The sequence below is a fragment of the Psychrobacter sp. R86515 genome, assembly GCF_042466315.1.
GTDB lineage: Bacteria > Pseudomonadota > Gammaproteobacteria > Pseudomonadales > Moraxellaceae > Psychrobacter.
Genome location: NZ_JAXHCC010000001.1, coordinates 1,286,176 through 1,305,445, shown reverse-complemented (window position 1 = coordinate 1,305,445; position 19,270 = coordinate 1,286,176). Strand labels below are relative to the sequence as shown.

The 19,270-nt window shown below is 45.3% G+C and carries 13 protein-coding genes; 5 read left to right on the top strand and 8 right to left on the bottom strand.

Annotated features, from left to right (window positions below; translation table 11 throughout):
* The first annotated feature begins 136 nt into the window (after nucleotides 1-136).
* Entirely contained in the window at nucleotides 137-895 is a 759-nt protein-coding gene (locus SJY28_RS05500; protein ID WP_379543747.1) for a hypothetical protein, read from the top strand.
* Between the two features lie 185 nt (nucleotides 896-1,080).
* Here the strand turns inward: SJY28_RS05500 and SJY28_RS05495 are convergent, their stop codons facing one another.
* On the bottom strand, nucleotides 1,081-1,722 hold the full coding sequence (locus SJY28_RS05495; RefSeq protein ID WP_379543746.1) for a hypothetical protein: 642 nt from the start codon (nucleotides 1,720-1,722) through the stop codon (nucleotides 1,081-1,083).
* 10 nt (nucleotides 1,723-1,732) lie between these two features.
* A complete protein-coding gene (locus SJY28_RS05490) occupies nucleotides 1,733-3,019 on the bottom strand; it encodes an ammonium transporter (RefSeq protein WP_379544932.1) in 1,287 nt (428 codons plus the stop codon).
* 645 nt (nucleotides 3,020-3,664) lie between these two features.
* On the opposite strand from SJY28_RS05490, the gene SJY28_RS05485 reads away from it, so the two are divergent.
* From SJY28_RS05485 to SJY28_RS05470, 4 genes are all read left to right on the top strand, one after another.
* Entirely contained in the window at nucleotides 3,665-6,124 is a 2,460-nt protein-coding gene (locus SJY28_RS05485; protein ID WP_379543745.1) for a YgiQ family radical SAM protein, read from the top strand.
* A 376-nt stretch (nucleotides 6,125-6,500) separates the two neighbouring features.
* Entirely contained in the window at nucleotides 6,501-6,911 is a 411-nt protein-coding gene (locus tag SJY28_RS05480) for a hypothetical protein (RefSeq protein WP_379543744.1), read from the top strand.
* A 436-nt stretch (nucleotides 6,912-7,347) separates the two neighbouring features.
* Nucleotides 7,348-7,911, top strand: a complete 564-nt coding sequence (locus SJY28_RS05475; protein WP_379543743.1) for a hypothetical protein — start codon at nucleotides 7,348-7,350, stop codon at nucleotides 7,909-7,911.
* Between the two features lie 95 nt (nucleotides 7,912-8,006).
* Entirely contained in the window at nucleotides 8,007-8,696 is a 690-nt protein-coding gene (locus tag SJY28_RS05470; protein WP_379543742.1) for a hypothetical protein, read from the top strand.
* A gap of 130 nt (nucleotides 8,697-8,826) precedes the next feature.
* Here SJY28_RS05470 and SJY28_RS05465 read toward each other — a convergent pair whose 3' ends face one another.
* From SJY28_RS05465 to SJY28_RS05440, 6 genes are all read right to left on the bottom strand, one after another.
* On the bottom strand, nucleotides 8,827-9,678 hold the full coding sequence (locus SJY28_RS05465) for a hypothetical protein (RefSeq protein ID WP_379543741.1): 852 nt from the start codon (nucleotides 9,676-9,678) through the stop codon (nucleotides 8,827-8,829).
* Between the two features lie 65 nt (nucleotides 9,679-9,743).
* Complete coding sequence (gene ligA / locus SJY28_RS05460; protein WP_379544930.1) at nucleotides 9,744-11,735, bottom strand: NAD-dependent DNA ligase LigA; 1,992 nt, start codon at nucleotides 11,733-11,735, stop codon at nucleotides 9,744-9,746.
* A gap of 365 nt (nucleotides 11,736-12,100) precedes the next feature.
* A complete protein-coding gene (locus SJY28_RS05455) occupies nucleotides 12,101-13,117 on the bottom strand; it encodes a cell division protein ZipA C-terminal FtsZ-binding domain-containing protein (protein WP_191114706.1) in 1,017 nt (338 codons plus the stop codon).
* Nucleotides 13,118-13,332: 215 nt separating this feature from the next.
* Complete coding sequence (locus SJY28_RS05450; protein ID WP_379543740.1) at nucleotides 13,333-17,292, bottom strand: AAA family ATPase; 3,960 nt, start codon at nucleotides 17,290-17,292, stop codon at nucleotides 13,333-13,335.
* A gap of 66 nt (nucleotides 17,293-17,358) precedes the next feature.
* A complete protein-coding gene (locus tag SJY28_RS05445; RefSeq protein ID WP_379543739.1) occupies nucleotides 17,359-18,300 on the bottom strand; it encodes a hypothetical protein in 942 nt (313 codons plus the stop codon).
* Nucleotides 18,301-18,351: 51 nt separating this feature from the next.
* Complete coding sequence (locus tag SJY28_RS05440) at nucleotides 18,352-19,155, bottom strand: sulfite exporter TauE/SafE family protein (protein WP_379544928.1); 804 nt, start codon at nucleotides 19,153-19,155, stop codon at nucleotides 18,352-18,354.
* Nucleotides 19,156-19,270: the final 115 nt, after the last annotated feature.

Here is a 19,270-nt window from a genome sequence, read left to right as displayed (position 1 = left end):
CTTATAGATCATATGACAATGGATGATAAGTAGCTAAGTTCCCTCTGAACCCTGTACGATATCGTTAAACGTTCGATGGAAATTAAATTCTAATAGCTGATTCATAAGCCCATTTTTTAGACAAGGAAGCCTAACCATGACTGACCATACAAACGCTGATAACAAGAATACTCAATTGTCACTAAACCCGTTAAAACCATTAAATTCAAAAAAGGCAATAGCAGGTGCTCTGTTTGCTACGGTACTAGCCAGCTCAGGCTGTGCGACCAGCTCGCTATTAGACGATAGCAGACACGTCACCACAAACACAACAAAGCAGATACTGTCTGAAGATCAAATTGTTGCCTTTGGTCGTCCTGCTCAGGCGTTACCAAAAATGCCAAACGCGTCAATGGTTATCGTAGGAGAGAAGAACAGCTACGTTCTCACCCAAGGTGGGACAGAAATGGTGAACTTACTGAGCAACCTCACGCAAAAAAATATTCAAGTGGATAATGACATGAGCTTTCATATACCCAAGAATGATGGGTACTTTCAAGGTGAGATGAAATTGTCTTATGCTAAATTAAAAGATGAGTTTGGGCGCTCAGACTATCAGTTCTTTTTGCAAAATAACGGTAAAGAGTGCACCTCAGCGAGTGATCAACGTATCAATGCTCAGCGCTTTTGTTTTAGTGTTCCTGTCAAAGGCGCTATCTATCCGCAAGTTAGTAACTTAGGGTTAATTCAGTCAAACTATCGCGCACTGACCAAACCATATACGGTGAGTTTTTATACACAAACTCAGCAAGATGTCGTCACTCGTAGCGGTCCAAATGGCGCACAAAAGCTAGTACTGCTACCCTTTGCCCTCGCCTTTGACGTGGTTACTTTCCCACTTCAGCTATTGGACTAGATAGCTAAATACTATTAGACCGCTCATCGCCTAGTATCAAGTTTCAAGGTACGTTATGAAGGCTACATAATGAAAGATGCGTCATGAAAGCTATCTCATGAAGACTACGTTATAAAAACTACATTATATAAGGCACGTTATCGAAAGGTATTCCGTACCCAACCGTAACGTGCCGACTCAACATTTTAGAATAACTTTTCGACCAGTTTTTTCGGATAGCTCTGTTTCGCCTTCTCTGCCGCTCGAAACATCATCTCATCTGCTTCGACAGGGCCTGCAACATCACATAAGCACACATAAGCCAGCTGCATCAAATTATTCAACAGGTGCTCATTATCAGGTACAGAAGGGCGATTGCCTTCTAAAAACTTACCAATGTTAAGACTATGCCCTTTGAAGGTGCGTTCTTGCGAAACAGTTTGGTGCATGGTCAGAAATAGGTTACGACTTTCTGTTTCTGATAGCTGACTGCGCAGCGCTTCTATGACAGTATAAAACGCCAAAACCAACTCAGAGACAGGGACCGGCGCTTTGGCTGTTTCATTATGGCTATTGTGGCCATTGTGACTGTCAGACTCAACTGTTTGCTGACTGCCCGTTTGCAACGTAGCCCAAAAGCCTTTCCTAATATCAGACTTATAAGCTTGCAGCTCAGGATAGCGCCTTGTCGCATCCAAGACGCACTGTTGCATCATTTTTACGGAGACCGTCGAGTATCGCTGCCACTGTGATTTAAGCAGTCTCACTTCTTCAGGATGCAAATATTCGGCAAGTACTTCTGCCATCGCAGTCACAGCTTGGTCTACGGATTGAGTATCAATATTCATCAGCTCTCTCCTATAAATGCCGCTCAGTTAAACTCTTGGAATCAAACATTTGCTTCTGGAACTCAGGGTAACCAAGCTCTGCATGCTCGGTATAATCAAGGCCGCGCTGCTCATGTAAGCGGCTTGCTTTTAACCCAAAGCTTAAATCGATAAGCTTATACATCACCAGACCCAATCCCAGCCCCCAGCCTAATGCCACGCCGACACCCAGCGCTTGTACGCCAAGCCGTGATAAGTTAAACAAATCTCCTGTATAGAATAATCCTGCTGCGAGCGTACCCCATGCACCGCCAAAGCCATGTACTGCCACTGCCGAGACCACATCGTCTACTTTGAATTTTAATAATGCTTGCGACGATAAGATATAAACCACGGAAGCAACCGCACCGATAATAATGGCAAAGACAGGAGTCGTAGTCGCACAACCTGCGGTAATCGATACGAGACCAATCAAACTGGCATTAACACTATCGCTCAGTAAAATGGCTTTGTTGAGCGATCGGGAGATCAACATATAACTCACCACCGCACTGACTGCTGCGACAAAAGTATTGACTGCGATTAAACCAATATTGCCCGTGATAGATAAGGTCGATCCAGCATTGAACCCGAACCAGCCAAACCATAAGATAAATCCGCCAAGCGCTAGCAACGTCATGTTATGTCCAGCGATGAGTCTTGGCGTACCATCAGGTGCAAAGCGACCTAATCTTGGACCAATGACCAAGATACCTGCCAAGGCCAACCAACCACCGATAGAATGCACGACAGTAGACCCAGCAAAATCAATAAAACCAAGCTCAGCTAGCCAGCCTATACCACCGAAGTAACCGCCCCACACCCAACTGGCAAACACAGGATAGATAAATAAGCAAATCAAACATGCCGCCACCGCATAGCCGATGAACGAAACACGCTCTGCCATCGCACCACTCGCAATCGTCACCGCTGTCGCTGCAAACATCATCTGAAAAAACATCAATGCCCAGTCCATATTGGACAACGCGACTGGCATAAAGTGATCCGTACCGACAAAGCCTGAATGATTGGTACCCATCATCAACCCAAAACCAACCAAGTAGAACGCTAGACCACCGATACACATATCAGTATAGTTTTTCATCATCACGTTTACCGCATTCTTTGCGCGTACCGATCCGCTCTCAAGTAGAGCAAAACCTGCCTGCATAAAGAACACCAATACCCCGCCCCAGATAATCCAAGCGATATTTTGATATTCGAGCAGCTGTGCCACGGTCAATGTGTCAGTCTCAGCAGCTTGGGCACTACTTATCATTGCAAACGATAATATACTTAGCACCAGCCTATTACTTAGCGATAGTTTTGATGGTTGTAATAGTTTTAATAATGTCTTTATCGTGTCCAGTCCAACAGATGATGTTCTCATTTTATCTCCAAACACTTATCTATCCGTTAAAATTTTATCGGTGCACTATTTTTACTCATTAATGCACACAAATAAGCCCTAGTAAGGGTGGAGCAAAACCTGTGCCAAAACCTATTATTAGAAATTGAAGGAAGTCATAAATATAAGAAAACAAATGACCAGTAGCAGCTAAGTCAGTATTTTGACTATTACGTTTGCGAGGATGTGGCTATAAGTTGAGATAGGATAGAGATTAATTATTAGAAGGAAGTTCTATAGATCTGATAATGACCTTTATAAAATTAGTGATGAAACTAATAGCGTGACAGTGATAGCTAAGCTATTTTTGCTATTATCTTGCTATGCTAGCAGCTTACTTTGCATGAGCAGTTTATCTCACGCTATCAATAACTTATCGGCAATCGCCCCTCATAGAATAGGTCGCATAGTGAAGGCGATTCATGTTAAAATGAGCGCTTTTAAATTCGCCTTTATTATCATTGGGTAATAAGGGCTGTATTTTTAGTGCCATTTTTCTAATTAACAGGTCCGCCCATGTCTGCCGATACCATCGCCCGCACTGCCTTTAAACAAGGCACCAAGCCACTTTATGATTATGACAAACACTGGGCGAGCTGCTACGAGCCGGCGCCTTATCTACCGATGAGCCGCAAAGAGATGGACGATCTAGGCTGGGATGCTTGTGACGTCATCATCATCTCAGGTGACGCCTATGTCGATCATCCAAGCTTTGGTATGGCCATCATCGGTCGTCTATTAGAGTCGCAAGGCTTCCGTGTTGGTATCATCGCTCAGCCAGATTGGAAGAGCAAAGACGCCTTTATGGAACTGGGCAAACCTGTATATGCGTATGGCGTGACCGCGGGCAACATGGACAGCATGATCAACCGCTATACCGCCGATCGCAAAATCCGCAGCGATGATGCTTACTCTCCAGGCAACGTGGCAAACAAACGCCCTGACCGCGCAGCTATCGTCTATAGCCAGCGCTGCCGTGAAGCCTATCCTGATGTGCCTATTATCTTGGGCGGTATTGAAGGTAGCTTACGCCGTATCGCTCATTATGATTATTGGTCAGACAAAGTCCGCCGTAGTATCTTGCTAGATGCGCGTGCTGATGTCTTACTATATGGTAATGCTGAGCGCGCCATCGTCGATGTAGTACATGGTCTGTCTAAAGGCTATAGCTTCGAGCAAATGAGCAAACTGCGTGGTACGGCTTACTTATTGACCCCGACTCGTCGTCATTGGCAAGAAGATATGACCGAGGTCGCGAGTAATGATGTCGATACCGTTGGCCGTGTCGATCCAATCATCAACCCTTATGTGATGACCGAGGACGTTGATAGCTGTTCAATTGAGCAGAGCAAACCATCGGACTCACCTGTTGGCCAAGCTATGTCATCTATGTCATCGCAATATCAGGGTTTTGTCGCAGAACCAGTTGCCAATAAAGTTATCAACGTTGAACAAGTCGATGAAGAGACGCAAGTGGTTCAAATGCGCGGCTTTGATAAGCCAATGACCGCACGTAAGCATAAGCTAAAAATGCCACCACGTGAAAAAACCGTCATTCGTCTGCCCGATTACGAGCACGTCAAATCTGACCCTGTACTTTATGCTCATGCAAGTCGTATCCTGCATTTAGAAACCAATCCAGGTAACGCCCGTGCGCTTGTACAGCGTCATAGTAGCGGTGCTGGTAACTCACATACCTCTATCGATGTTTGGCTCAATCCACCACCAGTGCCACTCTCGACAGAAGAGATGGATTATGTGTTTGACTTGCCGTATGCACGCCTGCCGCATCCAAGCTACGGCGATGCGCGCATTCCTGCTTATGACATGATTAAATTTTCGGTCAATATCATGCGCGGCTGTTTTGGTGGTTGTACATTCTGTTCGATCACTGAGCATGAAGGCCGTATTATCCAGAGCCGTTCAGAAGATTCAATCTTGCGTGAAGTAGAAGCGATTCGCGATACCGCACCGAACTTTACTGGAGTGATATCTGACCTTGGTGGCCCGACTGCCAATATGTATCGCCTCAGCTGTAAAGATGAGACCATTGAAAAGAACTGCCGTAAGCCATCTTGTGTCTATCCTGATGTCTGTGAAAACCTGATTACCGATCACAGTAATTTGACCAAGCTATATCGCAAGGCACGTGATATCAAAGGCGTGAAAAAAATCCTGATTGCTTCAGGCTTACGTTATGACTTGGCAGTAAAAGATCCTGAATACGTTAAAGAATTGGTCAGTCATCACGTCGGTGGTTACCTCAAGATTGCGCCTGAGCACTCTGAAGAGGGCGTGTTATCGAAGATGATGAAGCCGGGCATGGGCAGCTATGATCAATTCAAAGCCATGTTTGAACAGTTCAGTCAGGAAGCTGGCAAAGAGCAATATCTGATTCCTTACTTCATCGCTGCCCATCCGGGAACTAAAGATGAAGATATGATGAACCTTGCGCTTTGGCTCAAAAGTAATGGCTACCGTGCTGACCAAGTACAGGCGTTTTATCCAAGCCCAATGGCGACCGCGACTACCATGTATCACACGCACAAAGATCCGCTACATAAGGTCAGCCGTGATGAAGGTGACATGGATATCGTCAAGTCTGGCAAGCAGCGCAAATTGCATAAAGCGTTCTTACGCTATCATGATCCAAAAAACTGGGTACTACTACGTAAAGCGCTACAGGACATGGGTCGTAGTGATTTGATTGGTAAAAATCGTGGTTGCTTGATTCCACCATTTAACGCCAGTTTAGAAGGGCGTGATGCCGCGCAAGATACTTATCAGTCAGCGCGCAAAAAGAATAGCCGTGTTGGCAATGACTCAGTGAAGCGCAGTAATGGCTCGTCAAACAACAGTGCGTCAGCTAAAGGTGCAGCGGGTAAAAATGCTGTCGGTAAAAACAGTAAGAAGAAAGTCAGCAAAGGCAATTTCCAGACTCAGCATACTGGTCTACCACCACGTAAAACCAAGTAGTGTTCATAGCAAGTAATGTTCATAGCAAGTAATGTTCATAGCAAGTAATGTTCATAGCAAGTAATGTTCATAGTGTAAAAATGCATGCTCAATCTAGAGCATGTTAAGTAAAACAAAAAAGCGTCTATCAGCCACTCGTTGATAGGCGCTTTTTTATGCGCTAATTTTATAGTTGCGCATTTCAAACTAACACTGTTTACTTTTCACCCTGTCACAGATTACAAGTTACATTAGACAGCGGTTGGGTAACGAAGCTAACAGGTAACGAACAATTTCTAACATTGAAATGGTTCGTTTTCGCTACTATAACCCTCATATGCTAAACGCATCATTAAGAACAAGTAAACGACATCAGTGAAAAGCTTTGGAGAGCACTATGAAAATGACAACTAAAATTGCGACTACCCTACCAGTCCTTGCCCTATTGAGCGCTTGTGCGACTACCGCACCAACTACCCCAGATGCAACTGATACGCCAGTTCCAGAAAAAGTAACCGCTGCCTATGATCGTATGGCACCAGCACCATACACCTGTACCGATGACAGCAAAATCATGGCAAAGCAATCTATCAATAAAGAACAAGTGATGCTCAACGCTACCTTGCCAAAAGTAAAATGGGCCGAGCAGCCAATTATCCTAAACGGTAAAGTGAAAGGCGAAGTCGCAAGCTATGTAAATGACTCAAACCCAGAGGTCGTCTATGCATGGCACATGAAAGGCGACAAAGGTATCTTTGCGATGAAGTGGGCTGACGGTAAAGAATACCAAGTAAACTGCCAAATCTAATCAGCTAGAGATACGCTCATATCGTAATAGACAAATAGTCGTAATAGACAAAAAGCAGTCATTAAATAGTGGCTGCTTTTTTATGCGTGTTCGTTTGATACGCGTATAAAGATGGCTATGGAAATCAGCATCAGATAGACGGTTGTATAGTCAGTTCAATATAATCTCGATACAAGGAAACCGAGTGCAAGTTATACATTAGTATGCTTAGCAAGGATGACGATATAGCGGATTTATATAGACTTGACTATATAGTTGATTCAATTTAAAAGTATTACAAGGCAGCCGAGCGCAGTAATCATTGTGATACTGCAAGCGAGGTTAACGCTGTCATTCTTTTATAGAGGATTGGACTATATCAAAACTTGCCATCTAATGTATTTCGCTAGAGAAGCATAAAGAAAGCTGTCAAAATAGCAGGTAGAGCAAATCAATCATGACCAACAATCAAAAGGGTAACTCGATGGCAAAGCGTCTGATAAGTATGATGGTAATTGCAACGGCAAGCATGTGGGCGCTAACAGGCTGCGACAATGCTACCGATTCTGTCGATACCGCTGAGCAAACTGCGGAGACAGCAACAGATCCAACTGCATCGGCAGCCGACACCATCGACTGGTCACTGGTAGATAGCGGTACAAAGCCTGCTGACCCTACCAACTATAAGTATCCGTTTGCGATTGATAGTCAAAACGTCCGAGACTATGCAGATTACTTCAAAGTGGACGCTGCGACCGCGCAGCATAATCTGACGGTGAGCATGGCAAGTAACGAGGCACTATCGAAAGCATTAGATCAACTCAGCGAAACCTATGTCTCGCACGAGCTAACCGATGGCAATGAGATGACGCTTATCATTCATACCACGCCTGACGTCGCTGCAAGCCGCTATGATTATGTGCTGTCTGATGACTTTGCCAAAGGGTTAGTGCTGCCTATCGTGATTCAGCCAGATGGTAAGAAAGGTGAAGTGAAAGCGCATGGTGAGATGGCGGAGTAGAAGTTAAGAGAGCAATGACGATCTCAGATTTTCCATAAGTTAGAAGGAGTTATCTTTCAAAATGCTTGTGTTCCTTTGCTAAAATAAGGTGAAAAATGATATTTGGAAATCCAGGAATTACATGTGATGGTACATATAGCAATTTTGCTATTGTCATTGAGCATCTAACAGCAGACTTTTATAGTCTTAATCTATGTATCGATATACAGATGATTCCACCACATCTGGCTTACAATATGAAAAGCATATTTGTAACTCCTCTTACTGATAGAGATATTTTCGAGAGCCAGTCACCTGCATTATTTCATCTAAGCGATAAAGAATTAATGATTACCTTAGCAAAACAATATTTCTCTGAGTGGAAAGTAGAAGAGCGTATAAGGTTAGGTCTTCAACCGACACTGTACACGCCGAATAAAATCGAAGAATACGAAGAGAGCTTGTACGATGATAGCTACTTTGATTTTGAAAATTTTGTAGACCATCTTTGGGATATAGAGCCACATGAATATGGAGACAAAGGGTGGTACCCGTTTATTATCAACCATAAAGATGAAACCAAACTCGTCATCATTCATATACATCGTAATCCTAAAAATTTAGACGATTATCCTGATGATTTAAAAGAATATGAAAGATTTTTTAATGCTGATAAGTCGCCTAAACAACCGAAATATTTCGATGAACATTATTGGTCAGTAAAAGTGATCAAGATGAAGACAGCAGAGATGCTTTCAGTTATAGATGAAGCCTATGAGTATTTATTTGGTACTAAAGTAAACTGACAAAATGTACACTGGGGTAACGCACGCTTTTTATTTTAATGACTGTTGGGTAAACAGAAAGGGTTATTTGAAATCTCAGCAATAATCAAAAATCTTTAAAAATGTCGTTATAAGGGTGTACAAACGCAATCTAGCCACTTGGTTGTTCACCGCCACAGTTGGTATTGTGAACCATAATTTGATCAACACCACCAACACAGTAGGTGTGATAGTCCTCAACTTCAAGGTTATATACTGTGGTAGTATAAGGAATATAAGACTTTGTACCATCATCATGAGTGGTGATATTGTAGTTATCGCAAGAAATATCCGTTTTTTGAAACTGACCAAAAGTTTTACGAATATTGTCCATATCAAATAGCGTGCCTTTACTTAGGCTTTCCTCCATACCTTCAATATCTTCCACAGCATGAGTATAATAAGGTGTGGCATGCATCCATGCCATATTACCGACCTGATCACTCCCGTACTGGTATAATGGTTTAGCAGCTATCACTGCATAATGATTGCCATTTTCTGGATTCACTAGTATATCCCCAAACGTTAGCTGATCTGCACGTCTCCATTCAGGTATATCAAACAACGCTAAATCCTCTGGCGGGCCAACGAGCGAACGATCTCGGTCAGTATGATATCCTTTACCCACGACAATAAAGGGGTGGTTAGGCGTAACACCAACATGGTTTGGTAACATTGCATAATGGATATCCTCTATATCTCTTACATCTGTTAGAGCTGGGCGCGTGATGTCAATAAATCCAACGTACCATATCTCTTTGTCTTCAAATTTAAAGGCTTTGGTCACTCTTTTAAAGACAGGCTCTCCGATACCATTTTCAGGTGCTGATAGTACTTTGTCACCCACTTCGATATCTTGTATCGGTTTGTAGCTAAACCTATTTGGACCCTCTACTCTGACTGATGTTCCTTTAACAAAACAACCAATTTCGCGCTGGCTGGCCTCTTGTATTATTGTTTTCATAGCATCATCCAATGTTTGCAAGTGGTAGCGCCCAGCGCATCTATAAATCTCAGTTGAAGCTAAATCTACTCCCCAACCATCGTCAAAAACTCTTCCTCAGCTACAATTTTGACGCCTAGTTTTTCTGCTTTGGTCAGTTTAGAGCCAGCCTTATCACCTGCCAGTAGCGCAGTGGTTTTTGCCGAGATGCTGCCCGAGACTTTTGCACCCAGTGCTTGTAGTTTGGCTTTGGCTTCATCACGCGCCATGCTATCGAGCGCGCCTGTGATGACCCACGTTTGCCCATCGAGTGGTAGACCTTCTGAGGCGACCTGCTCGACCTTATCCCAATAAACACCAGCTTCACGTAGTGCCATGATGACTTCAATATTGTGCGGCGCACGGAAGAATTTATAGGTCAGCTCGGCAGTGATTTCTCCAACATCTGGCGTTTTTATCAAGGTCTCAATACTGGCCGCCATCAGACTATCTAAATCACCAAATTGCTGAGCAAAGTTCTGTGCTGTGCCTTCACCAACACCGCGGATGCCAAGTGCATAGATAAAGCGAGCCAACGTCGTATGCTTGCTGGCTTCAATAGCGTTGATAATATTTTGTACCGATTTTTCACCCAGTTTTTCAAAGGTGACCATCTCATCTGCATGATTGTGCAACTGATAGATATCAGCGACGGTTTTGACCAGACCATGCTCAAAGAAGCTAATGAGCCAACTCGCACCAAGCCCATCGATATCCATCGCACGACGCGAGACAAAATGAATAAGTGCTTCTTGCTGCTGCGCTGGGCAAAACAGTCCGCCCGTACAGCGCGCCAATGCTTCATCTTCTGGCAGCACTACAGGGGAGTCGCAGACAGGACAAGTAGAGGGTAGCGTGACTGGCTCGCTATCAGCTGGGCGCTGATCGTGCCAGACACGAGTGACCTTGGGGATGACATCGCCTGCACGGTGAACGCTGACCGTATCGCCTGCGCGCACATCTAACCGCTGAATCTCGCCAAAGTTATGCAAGGTGACATTGCTGACAGTGACGCCGCCAACTTTGACAGGTTCAAGCTTACCGACTGGTGTGATTTGACCTGTACGGCCGACTTGCCACTCGATATCGTTGAGACGTGTCATCACAGTCTCGGCAGGGAATTTATAGGCAGTTGCCCAGCGTGGCTCGCGTGATAGGTAGCCAAGTTGCTGCTGTAACGCAAGGCTGTTTACCTTAATTACCATGCCATCAATCTCAAATGGCAGATCGCTACGCCCTTCTATCACTGACTCATAATAGGTCTGCGCGGCGCGTGGATTTGCTACCACTTCTACAGCGCTGACCGTAAATCCAAGCTCAGTGAGCCACGCCAACGCCCCTGATTGGGTATCGATAGTATCTGGCAAACCCTGATTGACCGAATAGCCGTAGAATGCCAATGGACGACTAGCAGCAATGGCTGGATCTAACTGACGTAAGCTACCAGCAGCGGCATTGCGCGGATTGGCAAAGGTTTTACCTTCGTTCTCTTCTGCTAGACGATTAAGCCGCTCAAACCCCGCCTTTGGCATCAATACTTCACCACGCACTTCTAGCAACTCAATATCAGCAGCATCGGCTATCCATAGTGGCAGGTTACGAATGGTTTTGGCATTCTGGGTAATATCTTCACCCGTCTGCCCATCACCTCGCGTGACCGCTTGGACAAATTTACCATGCTCATACTTCAGTGAGACGGCCAGTCCGTCAAGCTTTAGTTCCATCTCATATTCAGGGTTTTGCTGCGAGTCACTTAGGCGATCATTGACGCGGCGCATAAAATCGCGCAAATCATCATATTCAAATACATTGCCTAGCGATAGCATCGGAATGTCATGCGTGACTTGGGTAAAGGCTGATAGCGGCATATCGCCGACTTGATTAATTGGGCTATCAGGCTGCACCAAATCTGGATATTCTTCTTCGATCTCAAGCAACGAGCGACGTAATTGGTCGTATTCGCTGTCTTCTAATATTGGATTATCGAGCACATAATAGGCATAGTTATGCGTCTTAATCGCTTCAATAAGCGCACGCATTTTTGAGACAATCTCTGCACTATTATTGGTACTACTGTCGGTCGGACTGGATGTATTAGATGTGGCAGGCGCTTGGTTTTCTACTTGAGTAGATGAGTTTTTAGAATTATTTGATGAGGTAGAGTCAGTCATAGTCGGCGTCTTTTTTGCAATTCAAGATGTCGATATGATAACAAGTTTGTAGGAAGCTCGGTATAGTCAATCCTATATAAATCAAATACCATGTCAGGCTTGCTCAGTCTACTATGGTTAGCATTTCGCAGAAACTATAGCCCATTAAAAAAGGCAAATAACGTTAATCGCTATTTGCCTTTTTTATGATTTCTGCTATTAATCAGCTTTTAACTTTCGTAGCTTTTGAGCTGCTAACCCTCATAATCACGAACTTGATTACGTAGCTGCTGCTTGTATTCAGGCGTGATTGGTTCGTTCTCTTCATCAAGCATAATCGCGTCCAGATCGCTCGCCATCATATAAGCAATGCTCATCATACTATCAAAGCTGCGCACGGCCTGTGGATGCGGAAGTGATAAGAACACGACGACACCGTTATAAGTGTTGGTCGCGACACTATGCGGATCAAACGGCGCGATACCGCTATCAGTGATGCCCATCATGCTAAACCACAACATACCCGTGCCGTCTTTCTGCTCATAGCGATGGAACATATTCATCGCGCCATAGCGTAGACCGTATTTATCAATCAATGCTAGCAAGTCACGACCACGAATAATCGCCGCTGGGCGGTCACGATATTGGTGCGGCAAGATGGTAATATTGATATTGTCTTTGGCATTAATCAAAGGACCATTTTGCGCGTCATCACCTGACTCTGATAGATGCTGATCCAGTATCGGGCTGTTGTCATCGAAGCTTGGCTCTTCTGCCGTATCAATGGTTGGCATCAGGCTATCAGTCGCTGACATTAGGCTAGAGAACGCATCAGGCTCTTGCTCGATATGCATCTGATCGGCGACTTCTACAAACTCAGCACTATCGGCACGGCGTTGCTCTTCTTGCCAGCGCGCGTAGTCGGCTTCATCGATGACGTCATGGTCGTCAGCTGCTACATGGTCACGCTCAGCCGTTAGCTGGGCATCAACGTTGGTATGCGATTGCGTCAATGGCTCTTCTTCAACCACGGCATCCAAGTAGCTACGATCTGGACCGATGCTCGTCTCGCCTGCGACCGTATCATCAAGGTCTGGCTGATCAACGATGTTGCGCTCGTGACGCGGTATGATGGGAATACCATTTTTATCATAATTGACCGCAGCAGCTTCAGTAGCACCGCGGCGCTTAAAGCTACGAATGACCATAAACAGCCCTGCGAGCACGATAAACGCGGCAATGGCAATCAATATAAACTGAATAACGGTCATGATAAATACATCCTAGTATATATAACAAAAGGGAATACACAAACGAGCATAAATGGCAATATTCTAGCATGGCTGACCTATATCGTCACCACATTGTGTACTTTATAACCAGTATGCTGGACTGAGGTCAAGCTTATTTGCATTTATGCCAATTGATTGATTATATTTGCATCGCGCTGATTCTCATAGCACTTTTAGTGTCGGCTGTTTCACACTTAGCTCTCTACGTAACGCGCAGCTTCATCGAGTGACACACTGACTAGTGTAGAAATGCCTGCACTTGGCATAGTGATACCTTTTAGCTCATCAGCAATTTGCATCGTCAGTTTATTATGACTGATAAAGATAAACTGCAAGTCATCTGCTAGCTCATGAATGAGACTGGTAAAGCGCGCAACGTTGGCATCATCAAGCGGTGCATCGACTTCATCAAGCACACAGAACGGTGCAGGATGCTGCTTAAATATCGCAAAAATCAAACTCAATGCAGTAAGGGTTTTTTCACCACCCGATAGTACCGCTAAGCGACTGTTACGTTTACCCTTCGGCTGCGCCATTAAGGTAAGCCCTGCCCGCCACTGTTCTGACTTTGGCGTATTGGCTGGCATCTCGTCAGTGTTCAACGTCAGGCTAGCCTGTCCACCGCCAAAGACTTTGGCAAATAAATTGGCAAGCTCATTGTTTACCGCATCAAGTGTCTGCATAAACAGTGTCTTGGTCGTCTCATCAATAGAGGCAATCGCTTCAGTCAATGTCTGCATACTGTCCGCGATATCTGCCGTCTGCTGTGCGAGTGGCTCTAGGCGTTCGTTCACTTCGGCCAACTCTGCGACCGCAGCCAAATTGACTGGTCCAATCTTACTCAATTGCTGAGTTAACTTAGCTCGCTCGGACTCTAGCTCAGCGATTTTGTCTGGACGGACGCGGCGATCATGAGCGATGAAATCTGCTAGCAAGTTTGAGACGCTCATGCTTTGTTGTGGTTGCTCTGCTTGCGCTTTATATTTATGACTTACACGATAATAAGCATCTAAAGCGTTCTGTGTGTGTGCGCTAGCATCTTCCAAGCGCGCTGCACTCAGTGCCAATTCAGTAGCATGACGGGCAAGCTCGCTTTGCTGCGTTTGTAACGTATTTTGCAATGTATCAAATGCTGTCTGCTGCTCAGCGTACGTTTGTTTTAATGCCATTAGCGCAGTATCACGCTCGTTCAATAGCACTTGCTGCTCATCGCGCGTTACCTGTGCAGACTGTAGCGCTGCTTGTAGCTCTGGCAATTTGGCCTGCTGCTGATCGTGACGCGTCTGTAAACTTTGCTCATTCTCTAACGACTTGTTATGTTGCTCAGTCGCACGAGCCAGACTGCTAACACTATGCTCCAAGCGCATCTCATACTGCTGAATACGCAGCTGCAATGCTTGCCACGCATCATCATCAGCTTGACGCGCGCGGTTTAGCTCGCTGCGCTCAGCTTGCAGTTGCTGAGTTGTCGCTCGTGCTTCTACTATTTGCGGCGTTAGCGTAGCAGTCTCGCTTTCAATGTGCTGTTGTTCTTGCTCAAGCGTCTGTTGCTCTTGCATCAGTTCTTGCTTTTCCTGCTCAAGCGTTGCTTTATCAGCGTTCAGACGCTGGCTATCCGCTTGCAAGCGCTCGGCGTTGGCTCTCTCGGTGGTTAATTGCTGCTGGTATTTATGCTTATCACGGGTTAACTGCTCAGCTTGCGCACGCGTTTCTTCCAAGCTAACTATTAACGCATCATAATCGCGCTGGTCTTTTACAATAGATTTTTGCTGATCTTGTATTTTGGTTTCAAACTCATCAAGCAAGTCTTCTAACGTTTGCAAACGCGTACGCTGTTGCAAGCGCTGCGTGAGGAATTGGCTATTGCTATCGTTTTGCTCATCCTGTGCACCAGCGAATTTGCTTAAATTAATCGTTCCATGACGACTGATCAGCCAACCATCTGCGGTAAGTAGGATAGCGGATAGTGGTAATGACTTTAGTACATCAGCAAGAGTATCGATCTCATGCTGCTCACTGGTCTCAAACTGCGCCGTATATATATAGCACTGCTGCCATATCGAGAGTAGCGGCTGAGTAATCAACTGCGATAATGGCAATACTTTATCAATCAAATTGTCTGGCAATTCGCTGACAAATTCTTGGTCACTAATAGCACTTTGCGCAGTAGGTAACCATAAGCTATGACCTGTCTTCTCTACTAGAGCTTTATCTTTTGCACTGTCAGGTGTATTTTGTGCCGTCTGATAAGTCAATAAACCTGCAATGTCATGTTCAAGCGCTTGCCAGAGGCTATCAGTTTTCTGAGAAATGCTATTAGCGTTGTTAACGTCTGATTGCTTGATTTGATTAGCTTGTTGGTTAGCTTGTGGATTAGATGTCAGCACATGGCTGTCTAGCCATAATGCCAAGATACTATCGAGTAGCGGCGCATACTCCTGCCCTTTGGCACTTAGCTCAATCTGCTCACGCAATGTTGCAATCGCTAACGGCTGATGATGTGTGCCATTGTTATCCGTCCTATCTGTCGCGGTAACTTTCGACTTTGCTGATTGCTGTTGTTTAGGTTTCGGATGCAGTATCTGATGCAGAGTATCGTATTCGCCTGCCAGTAGCGCATGACGCTTTTCATTGTCGCTCAGCTCGCTCTGCTGTGCGTTTAATTTCTGCTGCAAGCTATGCGCTTGCGGTTGTATCTCGGACAATCGTTCATCGACGGCTTCACGTTGACGCTCAACCTGCTGCAACTGCATGCTTAGCTCAGTGACTTGCTGTTCTAGCAGTTGACTTAAATCTTGCACACCATCCGTCTTACTCACATCAGTACTGTCAGATGCAGATGGCGTTATAGACTGCTGTAATTGCAGCCATAGGTTTTGCCAGTTTTGCTCGCGGCGCTGCCATTTATCATAGCTTTGCTGATGACGCTTTTGTGCTTGAGCGTTAATAGCTTGCTGCTGCTCAAGCGAACGGGCTTTATCTTGTAAGCGTGACAGATTATTTTGCGCTTCGTGCCACGCGCGTTGTAGTGGCTGCTCATTACGCTTACAGTTATCGCGTTTGTCTGTCAGCTCAATAAGCTGCGGACGTAACGCTTCTAACGCTTGATTCTGCTCAGCTTGTTCAGCGTTGAGCCGTTCGATATCAGCGAGTGATTGCGCACGCTGCTGAGCCAAGCCAGACAGTTGCTGCTCAATAGTAGCTAGCTGTGACTTAGCATCACTTAGCTTATGTTCCGCTTGTTGATAGCCGAGCTGCTGCTGATAGTGAGCGCTTTGGGCATCGTCTTTGAGCCATTGCTCTTGATTGATACGCGCAGTGAGCTTGTCTTGCTGAGCTTTGAGCGTGTCGTAGTCAGCTTGAAGTGTCGACACCTCCGTAGCACTACGTTCATGCGCTACTTTCTGCTGTTGATGCGTTTGCTTGGATTGATAGAGCTGTTGGATGGCAAGCTGCTGCTCGATATCAGCTAGTGTTAAGGCGAGCTCTTCGTAACGCTGTGCGCTAGCTGCCTGTTTAGACAGTGTCTTTTGTTGACGCAGTAACTCGCTTTGCATATCGTGCAGACGCGCTAGATTGTCCCTTGTCTTCTCTAACTTCTTCTGTGTTTCTTCACGGCGAGCCTGATAGCGCGAGACACCTGCCGCCTCTTCAATAAACTCACGCAACTGCACAGGACTAGACTCAACGATGCGCCCAATCATGCCTTGCTCAATTACCGCATAGCTACGTGCACCCAGCCCTGTACCTAAAAACACATCGACCACATCACGGCGACGACAACGCGTGCCATTGATAAAATAATCTGAGCGGCCATCCTTATTTACCTGACGGCGAACCGATAACTCTTGGTACAAGTTAAACTCGTGGCGAATACCAGTCTGCTCATCTTGGGTATGCTCAAATGTAAGCTCAACACTGGCGACGCTTTTGGCTGTCTTATCCTGCGTACCGGCAAAGATAACATCACTCATCGCCCCGCCGCGTAACTGCTTGGCTGAGGTTTCGCCCAGCACCCAGCGGATAGCATCAATCACATTCGATTTGCCACAGCCGTTCGGCCCGACGATGGCGGTGATACCATGACGAAAAGTAAAAGTGGTTGGATTGGCAAAGGATTTGAAGCCTGCCAGCTTTAGAGATTTTAAACGCATGAAGAGTCAATAAACTTAGCAAAAACAGGCGGCTATTCTACCTGAAATTGTGCTGGGTTTTTAGGGTTAAACGGCTAAGTGCATAAACGATTTTGATTCAAGGCTCTGATGGAACCCTCGTAGCAGTTTTTGCTCCACTTGGCAGACGTTATTTTCTGCTAAGTAGCGATTATTAAACTCGATAAAGGCTGACCAAGAGATACTTGCCACTTCTAAATGATCGACTATCTCTAACAGCTCTGGTCTTAGCAAATGCTGATACTTCCTTGGCCGTTTATGACACAGAGCCAGCTCCCGATCTACGAGCGTTTGCTTGTTTTGCTTTAGCGCGTCACCACCGATAAATAACAGCAAAAACTTTGCCCCTTTATCGATAAAGCCTTTTTCTAATAAGTGCTCATACATCAAACAATACTTTAGGATTGGGTCTGGGTTTTTCCGACCAACGAGTTTTAACTCATTGGCTATCAGCACATTCGCCTGATGGTTATAGGCTAGGTTGTCCATATACATTGCTTTTAGCTCTGTACTGTTTTCAAACATGCCGCTGTTGCCATGTGTCGACCATGAGCCGCTTGTCTCAAAGGCTATAAATTGCTGATAAAATAAGTTCAGATAAACATCACTGCACAAACTCAAAAAGATATCGAACTCTTTATTGAGATAGTCTTCAGAAAAGAACGTTACGCGGCGCACGGCTTCTCTCGCATTACAGATACCCATCGTCTGCGTTGAATACGTCTCTAGCTGCTCAGTTTCATTCATTTTTGTATTGAGCTTTTTGATGACTGATTGCTCAATCTCTTCTATATTTTTATCTTTCAAATCTGGGTGGGCGACCCATTCGATGATTTGGCGTACGTATTGCTTTTTAGTGATGCCTAAAATGCGCTGCGGCTCCCATGCCAAAAACTCTACCATATTAGAGAGACCTGTCGTCCATGATAACTGGTCTTTTAGATGATTCATTGAGCCGAAAACACGGCGGTATTTTTCTGCAGCTTTCATACTAATAATGTCTCACGGTTTGCATACTAATTTTATAAAAACTCATTATTGCTATAAAACACCTAATCCACTCAATAACAACTGCCCTCCAGCAAATATTAACAACACGCCAAACGCGCGCTTAAGCATCAGCGCAGGTAAGATATGGGCAAGCTTGGCGCCAACTTTTGCCATGGCAAAGCTGGCGACTGAAATAAACAAGAATCCTGTGACATGGACAAACCCTATCGTACCCTCGGGCAGATTAACCACGTCTTGACCGAACCAAGCAAACCCTGCCGCCCCAGCCAATGCAATTGGTAGACCGCATGCCGCTGATGTGCCGACCGATTGTTTCATCGGCAGCCCTGCCCAATTTAAGAACGGTACGGTTAGACTGCCGCCGCCAATGCCAAAAATAGAGGACGCCATACCAATGCCAGTACCGGCACCAAACTGTACACCAGCCGATGGTAACGGTTTACCCACTTGTTCTTTATTCGAAAAGAACAGCATTTTTAGAGCGACCAATAGCGCACCGAAACCAATGATAGCCTGTAGTGCCTGTCCATCAATCATATCCGCGATACCAGCGCCAACCAAACTACCGATGACCAACCCAAGCGCCATCTTGCGCCATACTTCCCAGCGCACGCCGCCGCGCTTGTTATGGGCAGTCAGTGAGCTGATTGAGGTCACAACGATGGTCGCCAATGACGTCCCAATGGCCAGATGGGTGATTACTTCTGGCGAAAAGTCATAAGCGGTAAAAATCCAGACCAATGCGGGCACGATAATCATGCCACCGCCGACGCCAAACAAGCCCGCGCTGACACCCGCAAACGCGCCTGCAATCACAAACCACACATATAACATCATAGAACGAACCTTTTATAATACTGACTGGCACTATAGTACTCACTAGCGCTTAGGCGTGCTTAATTGTATTTGCCAAATCTCAACGCGACCTTTATGCTGTTTACTCGGTACT